Source organism: Tersicoccus sp. Bi-70 (genome assembly GCF_001968825.1).
GTDB lineage: Bacteria > Actinomycetota > Actinomycetes > Actinomycetales > Micrococcaceae > Tersicoccus.
The window spans coordinates 569525-586756 of the sequence record NZ_MIEU01000016.1 but is presented as its reverse complement, the minus strand read 5'-3'; the positions used below and the strand labels follow the sequence as shown (position 1 = coordinate 586756).

General features: G+C 72.4%; 11 protein-coding genes, 1 tRNA gene and 1 riboswitch. Of the genes, 11 read left to right on the top strand and 1 reads right to left on the bottom strand.

Annotated features, from left to right (window positions below; translation table 11 throughout):
- Positions 1-99: 99 nt before the first annotated feature.
- Positions 100-252, top strand: a riboswitch (cyclic di-AMP (ydaO/yuaA leader).
- 37 nt (positions 253-289) lie between these two features.
- The 7 genes from BGP79_RS15125 to rraA all read left to right on the top strand — a co-directional run bounded on the left by BGP79_RS15125 (position 290) and on the right by rraA (position 9495).
- Positions 290-1045 (top strand): C40 family peptidase, encoded by a 756-nt coding sequence (locus tag BGP79_RS15125; RefSeq protein WP_076696844.1) that lies wholly within the window; start codon positions 290-292, stop codon positions 1043-1045.
- 161 nt (positions 1046-1206) lie between these two features.
- Positions 1207-1908 (top strand): hypothetical protein, encoded by a 702-nt coding sequence (locus BGP79_RS17140; RefSeq protein ID WP_369800237.1) that lies wholly within the window; start codon positions 1207-1209, stop codon positions 1906-1908.
- Complete coding sequence (locus BGP79_RS15115) at positions 1899-2162, top strand: NlpC/P60 family protein (RefSeq protein ID WP_369800236.1); 264 nt, start codon at positions 1899-1901, stop codon at positions 2160-2162. Before BGP79_RS17140 ends, BGP79_RS15115 begins: the two co-directional genes overlap by 10 nt.
- Positions 2163-2347: 185 nt before the next feature.
- Positions 2348-3595, top strand: coding sequence for a molybdopterin molybdotransferase MoeA (locus tag BGP79_RS15110; RefSeq protein WP_076696840.1), 1248 nt, complete (start codon positions 2348-2350; stop codon positions 3593-3595).
- 100 nt (positions 3596-3695) lie between these two features.
- Complete coding sequence (locus BGP79_RS15105; protein WP_076696838.1) at positions 3696-6845, top strand: alpha-mannosidase; 3150 nt, start codon at positions 3696-3698, stop codon at positions 6843-6845.
- 119 nt (positions 6846-6964) lie between these two features.
- Positions 6965-8866, top strand: coding sequence for an ABC transporter ATP-binding protein (locus BGP79_RS15100; protein WP_076696836.1), 1902 nt, complete (start codon positions 6965-6967; stop codon positions 8864-8866).
- A gap of 116 nt (positions 8867-8982) precedes the next feature.
- Positions 8983-9495 (top strand): ribonuclease E activity regulator RraA, encoded by a 513-nt coding sequence (gene rraA / locus BGP79_RS15095; protein WP_076696834.1) that lies wholly within the window; start codon positions 8983-8985, stop codon positions 9493-9495.
- Positions 9496-9539: 44 nt separating this feature from the next.
- Here the strand turns inward: rraA and BGP79_RS15090 are convergent.
- A tRNA-Arg gene (locus BGP79_RS15090) sits at positions 9540-9616 on the bottom strand.
- 108 nt (positions 9617-9724) lie between these two features.
- Here BGP79_RS15090 and pcrA point away from each other — a divergent pair.
- The 4 genes from pcrA to BGP79_RS16250 all read left to right on the top strand — a co-directional run bounded on the left by pcrA (position 9725) and on the right by BGP79_RS16250 (position 17194).
- A complete protein-coding gene (gene pcrA / locus BGP79_RS15085; RefSeq protein WP_083701979.1) occupies positions 9725-12337 on the top strand; it encodes a DNA helicase PcrA in 2613 nt (870 codons plus the stop codon).
- A 338-nt stretch (positions 12338-12675) separates the two neighbouring features.
- Positions 12676-13839 (top strand): ADP-forming succinate--CoA ligase subunit beta, encoded by a 1164-nt coding sequence (gene sucC / locus BGP79_RS15080; RefSeq protein ID WP_076696832.1) that lies wholly within the window; start codon positions 12676-12678, stop codon positions 13837-13839.
- An 18-nt stretch (positions 13840-13857) separates the two neighbouring features.
- Positions 13858-14772 carry a succinate--CoA ligase subunit alpha gene (gene sucD / locus BGP79_RS15075; RefSeq protein ID WP_076696830.1) on the top strand — a complete coding sequence of 305 codons (915 nt, stop codon included), beginning with the start codon at positions 13858-13860 and terminating at the stop codon, positions 14770-14772.
- 205 nt (positions 14773-14977) lie between these two features.
- A complete protein-coding gene (locus BGP79_RS16250) occupies positions 14978-17194 on the top strand; it encodes a M12 family metallo-peptidase (RefSeq protein ID WP_083701978.1) in 2217 nt (738 codons plus the stop codon).
- Positions 17195-17232: the final 38 nt, after the last annotated feature.

The window sequence follows — 17232 nt, the reverse complement described above, 5'->3', positions numbered from 1 at the left end:
CCGGAACGTGACATTCCGGTGACACTACGATACCGTCGTAGCCGTGCCCGCCCCACTCTGGGGAGTGCACCCCGTCCCGGCTGTCCAACCCTGCCTCCGGGACCGGTCCGTTCAAACGCTTCGTTTGGCAGGGGCGGGGGAACCAATTACGGCCTCACTCGAGGCCTTGGGGTCAAGTGTCCGATCCATGGACGCCGGGTGCCTCCCACCCGAACCCGACAGCTCACCCCGTAGACACCAGGGAGAGGTAAACACCATGTCGTCAACGACTGCTCGCCATCGCGCCCCCATGACCGGTCGGGATCACCTGACCAACGCCTCGAAGGCTGCCGCCGAGAACCGCGGCGTCGTCCGGGGCGGCGCCGTCGCCGCTGCTGCCGCCGGCCTGCTGGCCGTCTCGGTCGCCCCGGCCAACGCCAGCGCGTACTACGAGACCCCGAACACCGCGTCGCAGGCCAGCACCACCGCCTCGACCGGTACCCACCACACGTGGACCAGCAACGGCATCACCTACACCTGGAACGGCGCGAACATCCAGGACGGGTACCGCTACTTCGGTCTGACCGGCCCGCAGTCGGCCCCGGCCGCCACCGGCGCCACCCCGACCGCCAGCTACAGCGCCGCCGGTGCTGCTGCCCCGGCCGCCGGTGCGCAGACCCAGGCCGCCACCACCCCGAAGGCCACCCTCGCGTCCGCCGCGAAGGCCTCCACCGGTGGCAACCAGTCGATCGTCTCGGCGGCCTACGCCGGCATCGGCCACCCCTACGTCTGGGGCGGCACCTCCACCGCGGGCTGGGACTGCTCCGGTTTCGTGCAGTGGGCCTACGCCCAGGCCGGCAAGAGCATCCCGCGCACCTACCAGTGGACCGCGATGACCCCCACCTCCGCGCCGAAGCCGGGTGACCTCATCGTCCAGAACGGTGGCTCGCACGTCGGCATCTACGTCGGCAACGGCATGGAGATCAGCGCGCTGAACCCGAGCCAGGGCACCATCCTGCACCCGGTCAGCGCCATGTCGGTCGACGGGTACTACACCCTGGGCTGATCCAGCCCCTTCTGGCCCCCTCCGGTCACCGACCGGTGGGGGCCGGTCTCTGTCCTCACCCCCTCCGGTAAGCCCACCGGTGGGTCCGTTCTGCCTGTCGGCAGTGACGCCGGGCGTCCGCGTGTGACGCCTACGGACCCGCGACACTGAAAGAGAGCAGTATGTCCACCCCCTCCACCGGTCGCCACCGCACGGCCGCTCCCCGCAAGGCCGCCGCGCTGGCGCAGGCCATCTCCCTGCAGTCCGGCAAGGTCGGCCGTCGGGCCGCCGTGGTGGCCGCCGCGTCGGGTCTGGTCCTGGTGTCCGGCGTCGCCGCCCACGCGGAGACCGCACAGCAGCCCGCCGCCGCGCAGCCGGCCAGCCAGGCCGTCGCCGCCGGCAAGGTCGGTGCGGTCACCGCGCCCGCCACCGCCTCGGTCGACTTCCAGCGCACCGCTGTCGCCTCCACGGCGCCGAAGGCCAAGCCCGCCGTCAAGCCGGCGGCCGCCGTCCAGGCGCAGGCCAAGCGCGTGGCTGCCCAGCAGGCGCAGGCCGAGCGGGTTGCCGCGCAGAAGGCCGCTGCCGCTGCCGCCCAGCAGCAGGCCGCCGCACAGCAGGCCGCCACCGCCCAGGCCGTCACCGCCCAGCGGGCCGCCGCGGCGCCGCCGCCGCACAGCAGGAGCAGGCGCGTCAGGCCGCCGCCCAGCGCGCCGCCGCCGCACAGCAGGCTCAGGCGCGTCAGGCCGCCGCGCAGCAGGCCACGGTGCAGACCGCGTCCGCTCCGGCCAAGCCCGCCGCGTCGGCCTCGGGTTCCAGCAAGGCTGCCGTCGCCAATGCGGCGCTCGCGCAGCTGGGCGTCACCCAGGACTGCACCATGCTGGTGACCAACGCAATCAAGGCCGTGGGCATCAACTTCCACGGCTGGCCGGCCGACTACTTCCAGCTCGGCTCGCAGATCCCGGCCTCCCAGGCCCAGCCCGGAGACCTCATCTACTACGCCGACGGTGGTGGCGGCCAGGCGCACATCGCCGTCTACATCGGCAACGGCATGGCCGTGCACGGTGGCTGGAACGGCAACCAGACCGTCAAGTTCAGCGCGAACGTGGGCTCCGGCCCGGTGTTCATCCGCCTGCGCTGACCGGCTCCGCTCGACGACCCCTCGCCTCACGGCGGGGGGTCGTCGTCGTTGCCGGGGTCGGGCGTCAGCGCGGTCGGCACCGGCAGTCCGGTCGGTGCGCTGCGTTAGGGTCGGAGTCGGGACGGGTGATCCCGGCCACACGACGCCGACACGACGCCGACACGACCTGAGGACGGGAGGATGCCGTGCCCTACGCGAGTCTGACCTGGCATCGTGCGCACGAACTCGCCCACCGCAGCGCCCAGCCCCTCGTGCCCGAGACCGTGACGGTGGACCGGGCGATCGGCCGGATCCTCGCCGCCGACGTCGTCGCCGTCGCTGCCGTGCCCCCGTTCGACTCCGCCGTGATGGACGGCTGGGCGGTGGCCGGCTCCGGGCCGTGGACCGTGCTCGCGACGGAACCGGTGGCCGAGCAGTCGCCGGAGGCGGCGGTACTGGCCCGGATGCGCTGGGTGCGCGGGCTCGCGCTCGCGCCGGGGCAGGCGGTGCGGGTGTCGGCCGGGGCGCTCGTGCCCGCGGGCACGACCGCGGTGCTCGTCCGCGACCGGGGACGGGTGAACACGGAGGGCCGGCTGACCCGCGTGGAGGACGCGCGCGAGGACGGACCGGCCGCCGGGGAGCATGTGCGCCGCGCCGGCGAGGAGGCCGAGCCGGGCGAGATCGTCCTCACCGCCGGCACCGTCCTGACGCCTGCGCACGTGGCCTGGGCGGCGTCCTGCGGACTCGACATGGTCACGGTGCTGCGCCGTCCCCGGGTCACCCTCGTCATCACCGGAGCCGGACTCGAGACGCACGGCGTGCCTGAGCCCGGCCTGGTGCGCGACGTCTTCGGCCCGCAACTGGGCGCCTACGTCGAGGCGCTCGGGGGTCTGGTCATCGGCACGCACCACGTGGGCCTGGACCACCGGGCGCTGCTCGCGCAGCTGGGCACGGACGCGCAGGACGAGCACCAGATCCGGGAGGCCACCGGCGACGTGGTCATCACCACCGGCGGCACCGGTGCGCACTCGCGGCGCGAGGTCCGCGGCGCCCTCGCCGCCGCCGGGGCGGAGGTGATCGTCGACGGCGTCGCCGTGCAACCCGGCCACCCGCTCCTGCTCGCCCGCCTCGCCGACGGCCGGATGCTCGTCGCCCTCCCGGGGCATCCGCTCGCCGCCATGACGGGGATGCTCACCCTGGTCGCCCCGCTGCTCGCCGGGCTGGCGGGCGCGGCCCTGCCCCGCCCGGGCCACGTCCGGCTCGGCGCCGCCATCCCTGCCGGGCTGCGCACACGCCTCGTGCCCTACCTGCTCGACGACGGCGTCGCCGTGCCCAGCCGCTGGCGCGCCGCGGGCATGCTGCGCGGACTCGCCGAGGCCGACGGGGTGCTCCTCTGCCCGCGTGACGGTGCCGCCGCCGGGGATGTGCTCGAGGAGATCACCCTGCCGTGGTGACCCGCCGCGCACCTGCCCACCAGCTCGACCCGCACGACCAGCTCGACCCTCATCAGCAGGACCACCGGCACCACCAGGACCACCAGAGAGGCGTGACGCCGTGCATGACGACCGCGTGATCACCGAGCGGCGGCTCTACCGCTTCCTGCGGCAGCGGATCGAACCGGCCGTCCTCGGGCAGCGGTGGCCGGTCCGGGTGACCGGTTGGGACGTGCCGGGAGAACCGGTGCCCGCCGCCGAGGCGATCGCCGCGGTCGGCGGCTTCACCGAGCGCACGCCCGGCACGCCATGGGGTCCGCCCTGGTCGACGACGTGGCTGCACCTGACCGCGGACCTGCCCGAGGGCGTGCCGCTGGCGGACCTCGTGCTCCTCGTGGACCTCGGGTTCAACGGGGACGGGCCCGGCTTCCAGAGCGAAGGGCTGGCCTGGCGACCGGACGGGACCGTCCTCACCGCCGTCAGCCCCCGCAACCACGCGATCCCGGGCCGGCTGCTCGCCGCGGGCACGACCCCGGCGGGCGTGGACCGGGGCGGCCTCGACCTGTACGTCGAGGCCGCCGCCAACCCGGACCTCACGCAGGGCTGGACGTTCCAGCCGACTCCGCTCGGTGACCCGGCGACGGCGCCCGCCACGCCGCGCTACGTCCTCGGGGAGATCGCCCTGGCCCGCGTGCACCACGACGTCGAGGAGCTCCACCGCGACTGCTGGGTGCTCAACGGGCTGATGGCGGAGCTGCCGGTGGATGCGCCCCGCCGGCACGAGATCCTCCGCGCCACCGAGGCCATGATGGACGCGATGGACCCGGACGACATCCCGGGTACGGCCGCCGTCGGCCGGGAGCACCTGCGGGAGGTCCTGTCCCGCCCCGCCAGCGCCTCCGCCCACCACCTCGTCGCGACGGGGCACGCCCACATTGACTCCGCGTGGCTGTGGCCCGTGCGCGAGACCATGCGCAAGTGCGCCCGGACCTTCGCCAACGCCCTGACCCTGATGGACGAGGACCCCGACTTCGTGTTCGTGGCCTCCTCCGCGCAGCAGTACGCCTGGATCAAGGAGCACTACCCGGACCTCTTCGAACGGATCCGCGCCCGCGTGGCCGACGGCCGGTTCGTCCCGGTCGGCGGCATGTGGGTCGAGGCGGACTCCACGATGCCCGGCGGCGAGGCGATGGCCCGGCAATTCATCGAGGGCAAGCGCTTCTTCCGCGACGAGTTCGGCGTCGACGGCGACGAGGCGTGGCTGCCCGACTCGTTCGGCTACTCGGCGGCGATGCCGCAGATCGTGGCCGCGGCCGGCATGCGCTGGTTCCTCACCCAGAAGATCTCCTGGAACCAGACCAACGCCTTTCCGCACCACTCCTTCCTGTGGGAGGGCCTGGACGGCACCCGGCTCTTCACCCACTTCCCGCCGGTGGACATGTACAACGCGCAGCTGCTGGCCTCCGAGGTGACGCACGCGGAGCGGAACTTCCGGGACAAGGGCCGGGCCACCGTCTCCCTCGTCCCGTTCGGCTACGGCGACGGCGGGGGAGGCCCCAACCGGCTGATGCTCGCGGCGGCCTCCCGGTGGAAGTCCCTCGAGGGGGCGCCGAGCCTGGAACTGGGGACCCCGGCGTCCTTCTTCACGCGTGCGGAGGCGGAGTACACCGACCCGCCGGTGTGGGTGGGGGAGCTCTACCTGGAGAAGCACCGGGCGACCTTCACCGCCCAGCACCGCACCAAGCGGGGCAACCGGGAGTGCGAGCGGCTGCTGCACGAGGCGGAACTGTGGTGCGCGACGGCCACGGTCCGCACCGGCGCCGACTACCCGGCCCAGGAACTCGACCGGCTGTGGCGGATGGTGCTGCTGCTGCAGTTCCACGACATCCTGCCCGGCAGCGCGATCGCCTGGGTGCACCAGGACGCCGAGCGGAACCACAACGCGGTCGCCGCGGCGTGCGAGGAGCTGATCGAGGCCGCCCTCGCCGCCCTCACCGGTCCCGCGACGGACGCCGGGGACGACGGGCCGGAGGGGATGCCGGAGCTGGCACCGGCCGGGGTCTGGTTCAACGCCTCGGGGTTCCCGGTGCGCGGCATCGCGCCGTTCGCCGCCGGGGTGCCGACGCCGGTCACGACGCCAGCGACGGTGACGCAGCACGACGGCGGCCCGGTGCCGGACGGCGGGTTGGTCCTGGAGAACGGGCTGGTGCGGGCCGTCATCGACGCCCGGGGGCTGATCGTCTCCCTCGTGGACGCGGCCACCGGGCGGGAGGCCATCGCCCCGGGCGGGCGCGGCAACCTGCTCAGTCTGCACCGCGACACCCCGAACGAGTGGGATGCCTGGGACCTGGACGGCTTCTACCGCAACACGGTGAACGAACTGACGGACGTCGCGGGCATCACCACGGAGTCGTGCCCCACCGGGTCCGCGGCCGTCGTCGTCGACCGGGCCGTCGGTGTCACCCGGATCCGCCAGCGGATCGTCCTCGCCGCGGGGGAGCCGCATCTGCGGATCGAGCACGAGATCGACTGGCAGGAGCACGAGAAGCTGCTCAAGCTCGGCTTCGACCTGGACGTGCGCGCCGACGTCTCCAGCGCGGAGACCCAGTTCGGTCACGTGCAGCGGCCCACCCACACCAACACGTCCTGGGACGCCGCCCGCTTCGAGATCTGCGCGCACCGCTGGCTGCACGTCGGCGAGCCCGGATACGGCGTCGCGATCGGCAACGACTCCAGCTACGGGCACGACGTCACCCGCACCGTGCGGCCCGACGGCGGGACCACGACCGTGCCCCGCGTCTCGCTGCTCACCGCCCCGGTGTTCCCCGACCCGTTCGCCGACCGCGGCCGGCAGCGGATGACGGTGACCGTGGCCCCCGGTGCCGGCATCCCGGAGGCCGTGCGGCTGGGCCAGGCCACGGCGGGTCTGGTCCGGTCCGGGCCCGCTGCCGGCGGAGCGGGTCAGCGCGTGGACCCGCCGGTGGACCCGCACGTCGACCCGCTGGTGGTTCTCGACGGCGACGGGCTCGTGATCGACGCGGTCAAGCTCGCCATCGACGGCAGCGGCGATGTGATCGTCCGGCTGCACGAGGCCCACGGGTCCCGGTCCACGGGCGTGCTGCGCCCCGGCTTCGCGTGCCGGGCCGTGGAGACGACCGACCTGCTCGAGCGCCCGGTCGAGCCCCGCCGCGGTGTCACGGTCGACGGCACCACCGTGACCGTCGTCGCCGATCCCTTCACCCTGCACACCCTCCGGTTCCGTCGCGCCTGACGCCGGCATCGGGGCCGTTTCCTTGCCGCGACGGCCGGAGGAGCCCACCGGTGGAACAGCTGTCGGTGGCGGGTGGTTGACTGGAAGGAGTACACGAACCGGAGAGGGAGCGAGACACGATGAGCATGGAAGGGGCCGCCCATTCGTCCCTGTGGCGGATGGTCTCGGACACGGGAGAGCGGCGCAAGTTCTCGCCGGCCACGTTCCGGCGCATCATGACGTTCGCCGCGCCGCACCGACGGCGGCTGATCGTCTTCGTCATCCTCTCGGTCGCCTCGGCCGTCCTGGCGGTGCTGACGCCGATCCTGGCCGGTGAGGTCGTCAACGCCATCACCGGTCGCCGCTCGGTCAGCACGGTCACCTGGCTGGCGGTGCTGATCGCCGTCGCCGCCCTCGCGGACGCGGGCCTCGGCCTGCTGACCCGCTGGTTCTCCTCCCGGATCGGGGAGGGGCTGATCCTGGATCTGCGCCGCGCCGTGTACGACCACGTGCAGCGGATGCCGATCGCGTTCTTCAACCGCACCCGCACCGGTGCCCTGGTCAGCCGGCTGAACTCCGACGTCCTCGGTGCGCAGCGCGCCTTCAGTGGCACCCTCTCCGGCGTGGTCAGCAACGTCGTCGCCCTCATCCTCACCGTCGGCGTGATGGTCAGCATCTCCTGGCAGATCACCCTGCTCGCCCTGATCCTGCTGCCGCTGTTCCTGATCCCCGCGCGGCGCATGGGCGGGCGGCTCGCCTCCCTGCAGCGGGAGGCGGCCAACCTGAACGCGTCGATGAGCACGCAGATGACCGAGCGGTTCTCCGCGCCCGGCGCCACCCTGATCAAGCTGTTCGGCCAGCCCGAGGCCGAGTCGGCCGAGTTCGCGCTGCGCGCCGGACGGGTGCGGGACATCGGGGTGAAGACCGCGATGCTGCAGACGATCTTCGTCACCGCGCTGACCCTCGTCTCCGCCCTCGCCCTGGCTCTCGTCTACGGGCTCGGCGGGTTCCTCGCCATCGTCGGCTCGCTGAACCCCGGCGACGTGGTCACCCTGGCGCTGCTGCTGACCCGGCTCTACGTGCCGCTGACGGCGCTCGCGAGCGCCCGGGTCGAGATCATGAGCGCCCTGGTCAGCTTCGAGCGCGTCTTCGAGATCCTCGACCTCAAGCCGCTGATCGTGGAGAAGGCACCCCCGGAGGCGATTCCCGCCGGGCCCGTCGCCGTGGGCTTCGACCACGTGAGCTTCGCCTACCCGGCGGCGAAGGACGTCTCGCTCGCCTCCCTCGAGGAGGTCGCGACGCTGGACACCCGGGGCGGCGAGGAGGTGCTGCACGACGTCTCCTTCACCATCGAGCCCGGGCAGACCGTCGCGCTCGTCGGGTCCTCCGGGGCCGGCAAGTCGACCATCGCGCAGTTGGTGGCCCGGCTGTACGACGTCACCGACGGCGCCGTGACCTACGGGGGAGTCGACGTCCGGGACGTGGCCTTCGCGTCGCTGCGCGAGACACTCGGCATGGTCACCCAGGACGGTCACCTGTTCCATGAGACCGTGCGCACCAACCTCGCGCTCGCCCGTCCGGAGGCCACCGACGAGCAGATCTGGGACGCGCTGCGCCGGGCGCGGCTGGAGGGGGTGATCCGGGCGCTGCCCGACGGGCTCGGCACCGTCGTGGGCGAACGCGGCTACCGGCTCTCCGGTGGCGAACGCCAGCGGATGACGATCGCCCGCCTGCTGCTGGCCCATCCGCGGGTCGTGATCCTCGACGAGGCGACGTCCGCCCTGGACTCGACCAACGAGGCCGCGGTGCAGGCGGCGCTCGGGGAGGCACTGGCGGGCCGGACCGCGCTCGTCATCGCCCACCGCCTCTCCACCATCCGGGCGGCCGACGCCATCCTCGTCGTCGAGGGCGGCCGGATCGTCGAACGCGGCACCCACCTGGAGCTGCTCGCCGCGGGCGGCCGTTACGCCGAGCTGCACGCCACCCAGTTCGCCTCCCAGGAGACCGGGCCGCACGGCGCGTCCCTCGCCGCGAGCACCTGACCGGGACCACCCGATCGGCCCGCCCCGGGCGGATCCCCGACGAGACCCACCGGCCAGACCCACCGACCAGACCCACCGACCAGACCCACCGACCAGACCCACCGAGAGGCGCCGCCATGACCAGCACACCGTCGAACACCGGATCCACCGGCACCGAGCCCACCGGCACCGCCACCGCGGACCTCTGGGACGACCGCGGGGAGGAGCTGCAGTCGGTCGACCTGCCGTTCCTCGACCTGGGCGGGCACGTGCGGTTCCACGGGCCGGTGCGCACCGTGCGGTGCCGGAACGACAACGCGCTGGTCAAGTCGGTCCTGGCGAGCCCCGGAGACGGAGCGGTGCTCGTGGTGGACGGCGGCGGGTCGATGCACACCGCGCTGATGGGGGACCTGATCGCGGCGTCCGCGGTCGAGCACGGGTGGGCCGGCGTCATCATCAACGGGCCGGTCCGGGACCGCGCCACCCTGGCCACCCTGCCGCTCGGCGTCAAGGCCCTCGGCAGCAACCCGCGCAAGAGCGCCAAGGACGGGGCCGGTGAGGTGGACGTGCCGGTGACCATCGACGACGTGACGTTCCGTCCCGGCGTCACGGTGTGGGCCGACGAGGACGGCATCGTCGTCGAACGCTGACGCGGGGGCGAGAGCCGGCGCCACGATGCGGGTGTCGGCCCGCCTGGTGCCCCTGGCCGGAATCGAACCGACGGCCTGCCCTTTAGGAGAGGGCCGCTCTATCCTACTGAGCTACAGGGGCGTGCCCGGATGGGCGCGCTCCAGTCTAGCCGTTCCGGTCGTGCCGGCTCCGGACTCTCCGGCGGGTGGGCACCCGACTGTCGGTGGGCGCGTCTAGGCTGGAAGTGCGATGGACTACCTTTTCGACAGCTTCACTCCCGGCACCCACCGCGACACCGCGGCCGAACGGGGCGGCACCGCCGTCGCCGGCGGCGCGGCGTCGCGCAGCTCGCGGCCCCGCAGCGGCGGGCGGGACGACCAGCGCGTCCGCCCGAATGACCGCGGCACCCGGGAGGACCGGGGCAGGTTCGACGACCATGGCCCCGCCGTCCTGCAGGCGGATGACGGCGCGCACCGTGATGACGCGACCCCCGGCCACCAGCCCGACCGCGATCCGCGGGACTCCCCGCGAGCCCGCGCGCTGCTGGAGGGGCTGAACCCGGAGCAGGAGGCGGCGGTCACCCACGCGGGCGGCCCGCTGCTCATCGTCGCCGGTGCCGGCTCGGGCAAGACCCGGGTCCTGACGCACCGGATCGCCTACCTGCTGGCCACCCACCGGGCGCATCCCGGCGAGATCCTCGCCATCACCTTCACCAACAAGGCCGCCGCCGAGATGCGGGACCGGGTGGAGGAACTGGTCGGCGGCCGGGCGAAGATGATGTGGATCTCCACCTTCCACTCGTCCTGCGTGCGCATCCTGCGGCGCGAGGCGTCCTCCGTGGGCCTGAACTCCAACTTCTCCATCTACGACGCCGCGGACTCCCTGCGCCTGATCACCCTGGTGGCCCGCAATCTGGACCTGGACCCCAAGCGGTTCCCGCCCCGGTCGATCCAGCACCGCATCTCCGCGCTGAAGAACGAGCTGGTCGACGACGAGGAGTTCGGCGGCCGCGCGGACCTGACCAACCCGATGGAATCCGCGGTCGCCGAGGTGTACCGCGGCTACACGCAGCGGCTGCGCCAGGCCAACGCCATGGACTTCGACGACCTGATCGCCCAGACGGTCTACCTGCTGCGGGCCTTCCCGGCCGTCGCGCAGTCCTACCGGCGGCGGTTCCGGCACATCCTCATCGACGAGTACCAGGACACCAACCACGCGCAGTACGCGCTGGTGCGCGAGCTGGTCGGCGACAGCGAGCACGAGGGCGAGGAAGCGGGGGAGCTGACCGTCGTCGGCGACTCGGACCAGTCGATCTACGCCTTCCGCGGCGCCGACGTGCGCAACATCGTCGACTTCGAGAAGGACTACCCGCAGGCCCGCACCATCCTGCTCGAACAGAACTACCGCTCGACCCAGACCATCCTCTCGGCCGCGAACGCTGTGATCTCCCTCAACCCGGACCGGCCGGAGAAGCGGTTGTGGACCGCGGAGGGCGCCGGCCCCCGGATCATCGGCTACGCGGGGGAGAACGAGCACGAGGAGGCCCGGTTCATCGCCACCGAGATCGACCGCCTCCAGGACGAGGAGGGCATCCGGCCCGGCGACGTCGCGATCTTCTACCGCACCAACGCGCAGTCCCGCTCCATCGAGGAGATCCTCATGCGGGTCGGCCTGCCGTACAAGGTGGTCGGCGGCACCCGGTTCTACGAGCGCAAGGAGATCAAGGACGCGCTCGCGTACCTGCGGGTGCTGGTGAACCCCGACGACGACGTCAACCTCCGGCGCATCCTCAACGAGCCGAAGCGGGGCATCGGGGACCGGGCGGAGGGTGCCGTCGCGGCCCTGGCCGAGCGGGAACGGATCTCGTTCATGGCCGCGCTGCGGCGCGCCGACGAGGCGCCCGCGATGGCCACCCGCGGCGCGAAGCTCGTGGGCGAGTTCGTCCAGCTGATGGACGACCTGGCCGAGGTCGCCGCCTCCTCCGGTGCGGCCGCGGCGCTGGAGGCGATCCTCGAGCAGACCGGCTACCTCGAGGCACTGCGCCGCAGCCACGACCCGCAGGACGAGTCCCGGGTGGAGAACCTCGCCGAGCTGCTCGCCGTGGTGCGCGAGTACGAGCAGGAGAACCCCGAGGGCACGCTCGCGCAGTTCCTCGAACAGGTCTCCCTCGTCGCGGACGCCGACCAGATCCCCACCTCTCCGGACTCGGTGGAGGCGGAGGTCGCCGAGGCGAAGCGGCTCGGCGTCGTCACCCTGATGACCCTGCACACCGCGAAGGGCCTCGAGTTCCCCGTCGTCTTCCTCACCGGCCTGGAGCACGGCGTGTTCCCGCACCAGCGGTCCATGACGGACCCGGCCGAGCTGGCCGAGGAGCGCCGGCTCGCCTACGTCGGCCTCACCCGGGCTCGCCGCCGTCTCTACCTCACGCGCTCGGAGTACCGCAGCCTGTGGGGCCAGACCCAGTACTTCCCGGCCAGCCAGTTCCTCGAGGAGGTGCCCGCCGACCTGATCGACTGGAAGCGGCAGGGCTCCACCACGAACGCCCAGCGGATGGCGGCCACCACGTGGGACAGCGCCGAGAAGGCCGGCTCCTGGTGGGGAGCCGGGAGCTCGCGGGGAGCCAGATCCCGGTCCGCCGCCGGTAGCGCCGGTACGCCCCGCGCCGCCGCCGTCGGGCGGGTGCAGCCGGCCAAGGAGGTGCCGCACCTGACCCCGGGGGAGCGGGTGCAGCACACGACGTTCGGCCCGGGCACCGTGGTCAGCGTCGAGGGCGCCGGCGACAAGAGCGTCGCGAAGGTTTCCTTCGCCGTGGGCGAGAAGCGGCTGCTGCTGCGCTACGCCCCGCTGACGAAGCTCGACTGACCGGACTCGGCCGACGCCACTCGGCCGGTGAAGCTCGGCCGGTGACGCTCGGGCGGTGAAGCTCGGCCGGTGACGCTCGGGCGGTGAGCGTGACGACGGCCCGCGGCGCCCCGATCGCCGCGCCGACGCGCTGAGGCGGGCGTCGTCACACGGCTGTGAGACGGCTCACGCGCACCCGTCATCGAGCGGGGCCGTCCCCGCCCGGGCGATACACTGACCGACGGAGCACCTGAGTGCCACCGCTCCACCGCCCCGGTCGCCGGGGGCGCAATCCGCCCAGCTTCGTGCAGGTGACCGGTCCGGACCGCAGACGACTTCGACGTAGAAGGACACTTTCCGTGGACCTGTTTGAATACCAGGCGCGCGATCTCTTCGAGGCACACGGGGTTCCCGTGCTGGCCGGGATCGTGGCGCAGACCGCAGACGAGGCTCAGGCGGCCGCAGAGAAGATCGGCGGCGTGACCGTCGTCAAGGCACAGGTGAAGGTGGGTGGCCGCGGCAAGGCCGGCGGCGTCAAGGTCGCGAAGACCGCCGACGAGGCCCGGTCCCACGCGGAGCAGATCCTCGGCATGGACATCAAGGGCCACGAGGTCAAGCGGGTCATGATCGCGCAGGGCGCCGACATCGCCGAGGAGTACTACTTCTCCGTGCTGCTGGACCGCTCGAACCGCAACTACCTGGCCATGTGCTCCGTCGAGGGTGGCATGGAGATCGAGCAGCTCGCCGTGGAGCGGCCCGAGGCCCTCGCCCGCATCGCCATCGACCCCGCGGTCGGCATCGACGACGCCAAGGCCGCCGAGATCGTCGACGCCGCCGGCTTCGCCGCCGACATCCGCGACCAGGTGATCGCCACCATCACGAGCCTGTGGACCGTCTTCACCGAGGAGGACGCGACCCTCGTCGAGGTGAACCCGCTGGTCAAGACCGGTGACGGCAAGATCCTGGCGCTGGACGGCAAGGTCTCCCTCGACGAGAACGCCTCCTTCCGCCACCCCGGCCACGAGGCCCTCGAGGACAAGGCTGCCGCGGACCCGCTCGAGGCGAAGGCCAAGGCCGCCGACCTGAACTACGTCAAGCTCGACGGCGAGGTCGGCATCATCGGCAACGGTGCCGGGCTGGTCATGTCCACGCTCGACGTCGTCGCCTACGCCGGTGAGAAGCACAGCAACGTCAAGCCGGCCAACTTCCTCGACATCGGTGGTGGCGCCTCGGCCGAGGTGATGGCCGCCGGCCTGGACGTCATCCTGAACGACCCGCAGGTCAAGAGTGTGTTCGTCAACGTCTTCGGAGGCATCACCGCGTGCGACGCGGTCGCCAACGGCATCGTCAAGGCCCTCGAGATCCTCGGCGACGAGGCCACCAAGCCGCTCGTCGTCCGCCTGGACGGCAACAAGGTCGACGAGGGCCGGAAGATCCTCGACGACGCCGCCCACCCGATGATCACACAGGCCGCCACCATGGACGAGGGCGCCGACAAGGCCGCCGAGCTCGCAGCGAAGTAAGGGACGAGAACAACCACCATGTCGATCTTTCTGAATTCCGATTCCAGGGTCATCGTCCAGGGCATCACCGGCGGCGAGGGCACCAAGCACACCGCGCTGATGCTCAAGGCCGGGACCGCCGTCGTCGGCGGCGTCAACGCCCGCAAGGCCGGCACCACTGTCAGCCACACCGACAAGGACGGCAACGCCGTCGAGCTGCCCGTCTTCGGCTCCGTCGCCGAGGCCATGGAGAAGACCGGGGCCAACACCTCCGTGCTGTTCGTGCCGCCGGCCTTCACCAAGGACGCCGTCATGGAGGCCATCGACGCGGGCATCGGCCTCGCGGTGGTCATCACCGAAGGCGTGCCCGTGCAGGACTCCGCCGAGTTCTGGGCGCACGCCCAGGCCACGACGGACGAGAACGGCAAGCAGCGCACCCAGATCATCGGGCCGAACTGCCCCGGCATCATCACCCCGGGTGAGGCCCTCGCCGGCATCACCCCGGCGAACATCACCGGCAAGGGCGGCGTGGGCCTGGTCTCCAAGTCCGGCACCCTGACCTACCAGATGATGTACGAGCTGCGGGACCTCGGCTTCTCCACCGCCATCGGCATCGGCGGCGACCCGATCGTGGGCACCACCCACATCGACGCCCTCGCCGCGTTCGAGGCGGACCCGGAGACCAAGGCCATCGTGATGATCGGTGAGATCGGCGGCGACGCCGAGGAGCGGGCTGCCGAGTACATCAAGGCCAACGTCACCAAGCCGGTCGTCGGCTACGTCGCGGGCTTCACCGCCCCCGAGGGGAAGACGATGGGCCACGCCGGCGCCATCGTCTCCGGCTCCGCGGGCACCGCGCAGGCGAAGAAGGAGGCCCTCGAGGCCGCCGGCGTCAAGGTCGGGAAGACCCCGTCCGAGACCGCCGCGCTGCTGCGTGAGGTCTACTCCGCCTGACCTGCCAGCACCAGCACCGCACCACCACGGTCGGCCCGTCCCCGCTTCCCGGGGGCGGGCCGTCGTCGTGTGAGGGCCCGTCCGCGGGCCACCGGACGGTGCTGCCGCGATCGGTGGGAGTCGGGAAGGCGCCGATCACCTAACAGAGAGGCGCCGTCGTGCCGAGAGAGGGGGATGACACCTGTCCCCTCTCCGAGAGAGATCGATGCGTCACCTGCGCCGTTCCGCCGCCCTGCTCACCGCTCTGCTGCTGAGCCTGACCGCCGCCGGGACGGTGCCCGTCTCGCCGTCGTCGGCGGCCACGCCACCCGCTCCCGGCGTCGTGCCCGTCAGAACCGACCCGGGCACCCCCCACTCCGAGCACGTCTTCACCGGTCCCGTCGGCACCGCGCCCAAGGGCAGCACGACGGAGCAGGCCAGGGAGGCCGCCGGCACGACGGCGCCGCGGGCCGGAATCATCCAGGTCACCCTGGCGACCGCGCAGCTCGCGGACACGACCACCACGCAGGTGAACGCCATCGACGTCACGGCGGCGAAGAACGCGGTGGCGGCGGCGAGCGGCTACTGGAAGACCATGACCAACGGCCGGATCTCGCTGAGCGTGGCGTCCACGCTCACGGCCGTGAAGTCGGCGGCCCTGTCGACCCAGGGGTCCTACAACATCCTCACCACCGTGAGCAACGAGCTGGCGAAGGCCGGCAAGTGGACCGCCGGCGACTACCGCGCCCTCGTGGTGGTCGTCCCGGGTGCTCAACTGGAGAACGGCACGCTCGGCTTCGGCATGACCAGCAACGGCACCGGCGGCCGGGTGCTGTTGCCCAACCCGGGAACGTACACCTACACGAACAACGTGACCGCCCACGAATTCGGCCACACGCTGGGGCTGATGCACGCGGACGCGCTCCAGTGCGGCAGTGGCGCCCAGGACGTCGGCTCCAACGCGGACGGCTCCTACACCGACAGCAGCTGCTACATCCGCGAGTACGGCGACACCACCGATCTGATGGGCGCGGCCCAGAACTCCCTGCCGACCATCAGTTCCAGCTTCTGGGACTACGGGGGCTTCGGTCGCGGGGACGAGATCCTGAACGCCGGGGTCGCCACCGGCAGCAAGAGCTACACCCTGACGGCCTGGGCGGGAACCGCGGCCAACCGCGCCGTGAAGTTCACCGATCCGCGCAGCGGCGAGGTCTACTACCTGGAACTGCGCCTGCCCGTCGGATATGACGCCAACACCGCGGTCAACGGCAACCGCGGCGTCAAGATCGTCCAGCTCGGCGGGGCGACGGCGGCCAGTTCGCTGATCCTGATGCCGGACACTCACCCGTTCCCCGGTTACTACAGCTACAACGCCAGCCACGCCTGGCAGGCCGGCACGACCTTCACCACCCATGCCGGAACGAAGGTGACGATCGGCTCGATCGGCGCGACCTCCGCCACCGTGACGGTCACGGCTCCCGTCGCGGTCACGCCGACCCCCTCCCCGACCCTCACGCCGACCCCGGTTCCGACGCCGACCCTGACCCCGACGCCGACGCCGACGCCGACCCCGACCCCGGTTCCGACGCCGACCCCGACGCCGACGCCCACGCCGACCCCGACCCCGACGCCGACGTCGCCGGGCCTCTCCCTGATCTCCGCGGCCGCGGCGAGCAACAAGCTCGGTCCGGCCATCGGCGCCCCCGTCACCGGCCTGCGCAACGGCGGCGTGTCCCAGGCCTACCAGGGCGGGGTGGTCGTGTGGTCTCCGGCCACCGGCGCGCACGTGTCCAAGGGAGCGATCCGGGGCGCGTGGCTGCAGCTGGGGGCGCAGAACGGCAGTCTGGGCTACCCGTTGACCGATGAGGTCACCGGCCTGCGCAACGGCGGCGTGTCCCAGACCTATCAGGGTGGGGTGGTCGTGTGGTCACCGGCCAGCGGCGCGCACGTGTCCAAGGGTGCGGTCCGCAGCGCCTGGGGACGCCAGGGCTTCGAGCAGGGCCGGCTGGGCTACCCGATGACCGACGAGGTGGGCGGCCAGCCCGCCGGCGGCGTCCAGCAGACCTACCAGGGCGCGACGATCGTCTGGTCCTCCGCCACCGGCGCCCGCATCTCCGAGGGTGCCATCCGCGGGGCATGGGGCCGGCAGGGCTACCAGAGCGGGCGCCTGGGCTACCCGGTGACCGACGAGGTGCGCGGCCTGCGCAACGGCGGCGTCTACCAGACCTACCAGGGTGCGGGCATCATCTGGTCCTCGGCCAGCGGCGCGCACACCGTCCAGGGCGCCATCCGCGCCGCCTGGGCTAAGCTCGGTTCCCAGGACGGCCGTCTCGGTTACCCGTTGACCGACGAGTACCGCAACGCCGTCGGGCAGATCCAGCAGGACTACCAGGGCGGGCGCATCATCTGGTCCGCGTCCACCAGCACACGCGTGGGGTACTGACCGCACTCAGCACGCACGACGACGGCCCGCTCCCGGTC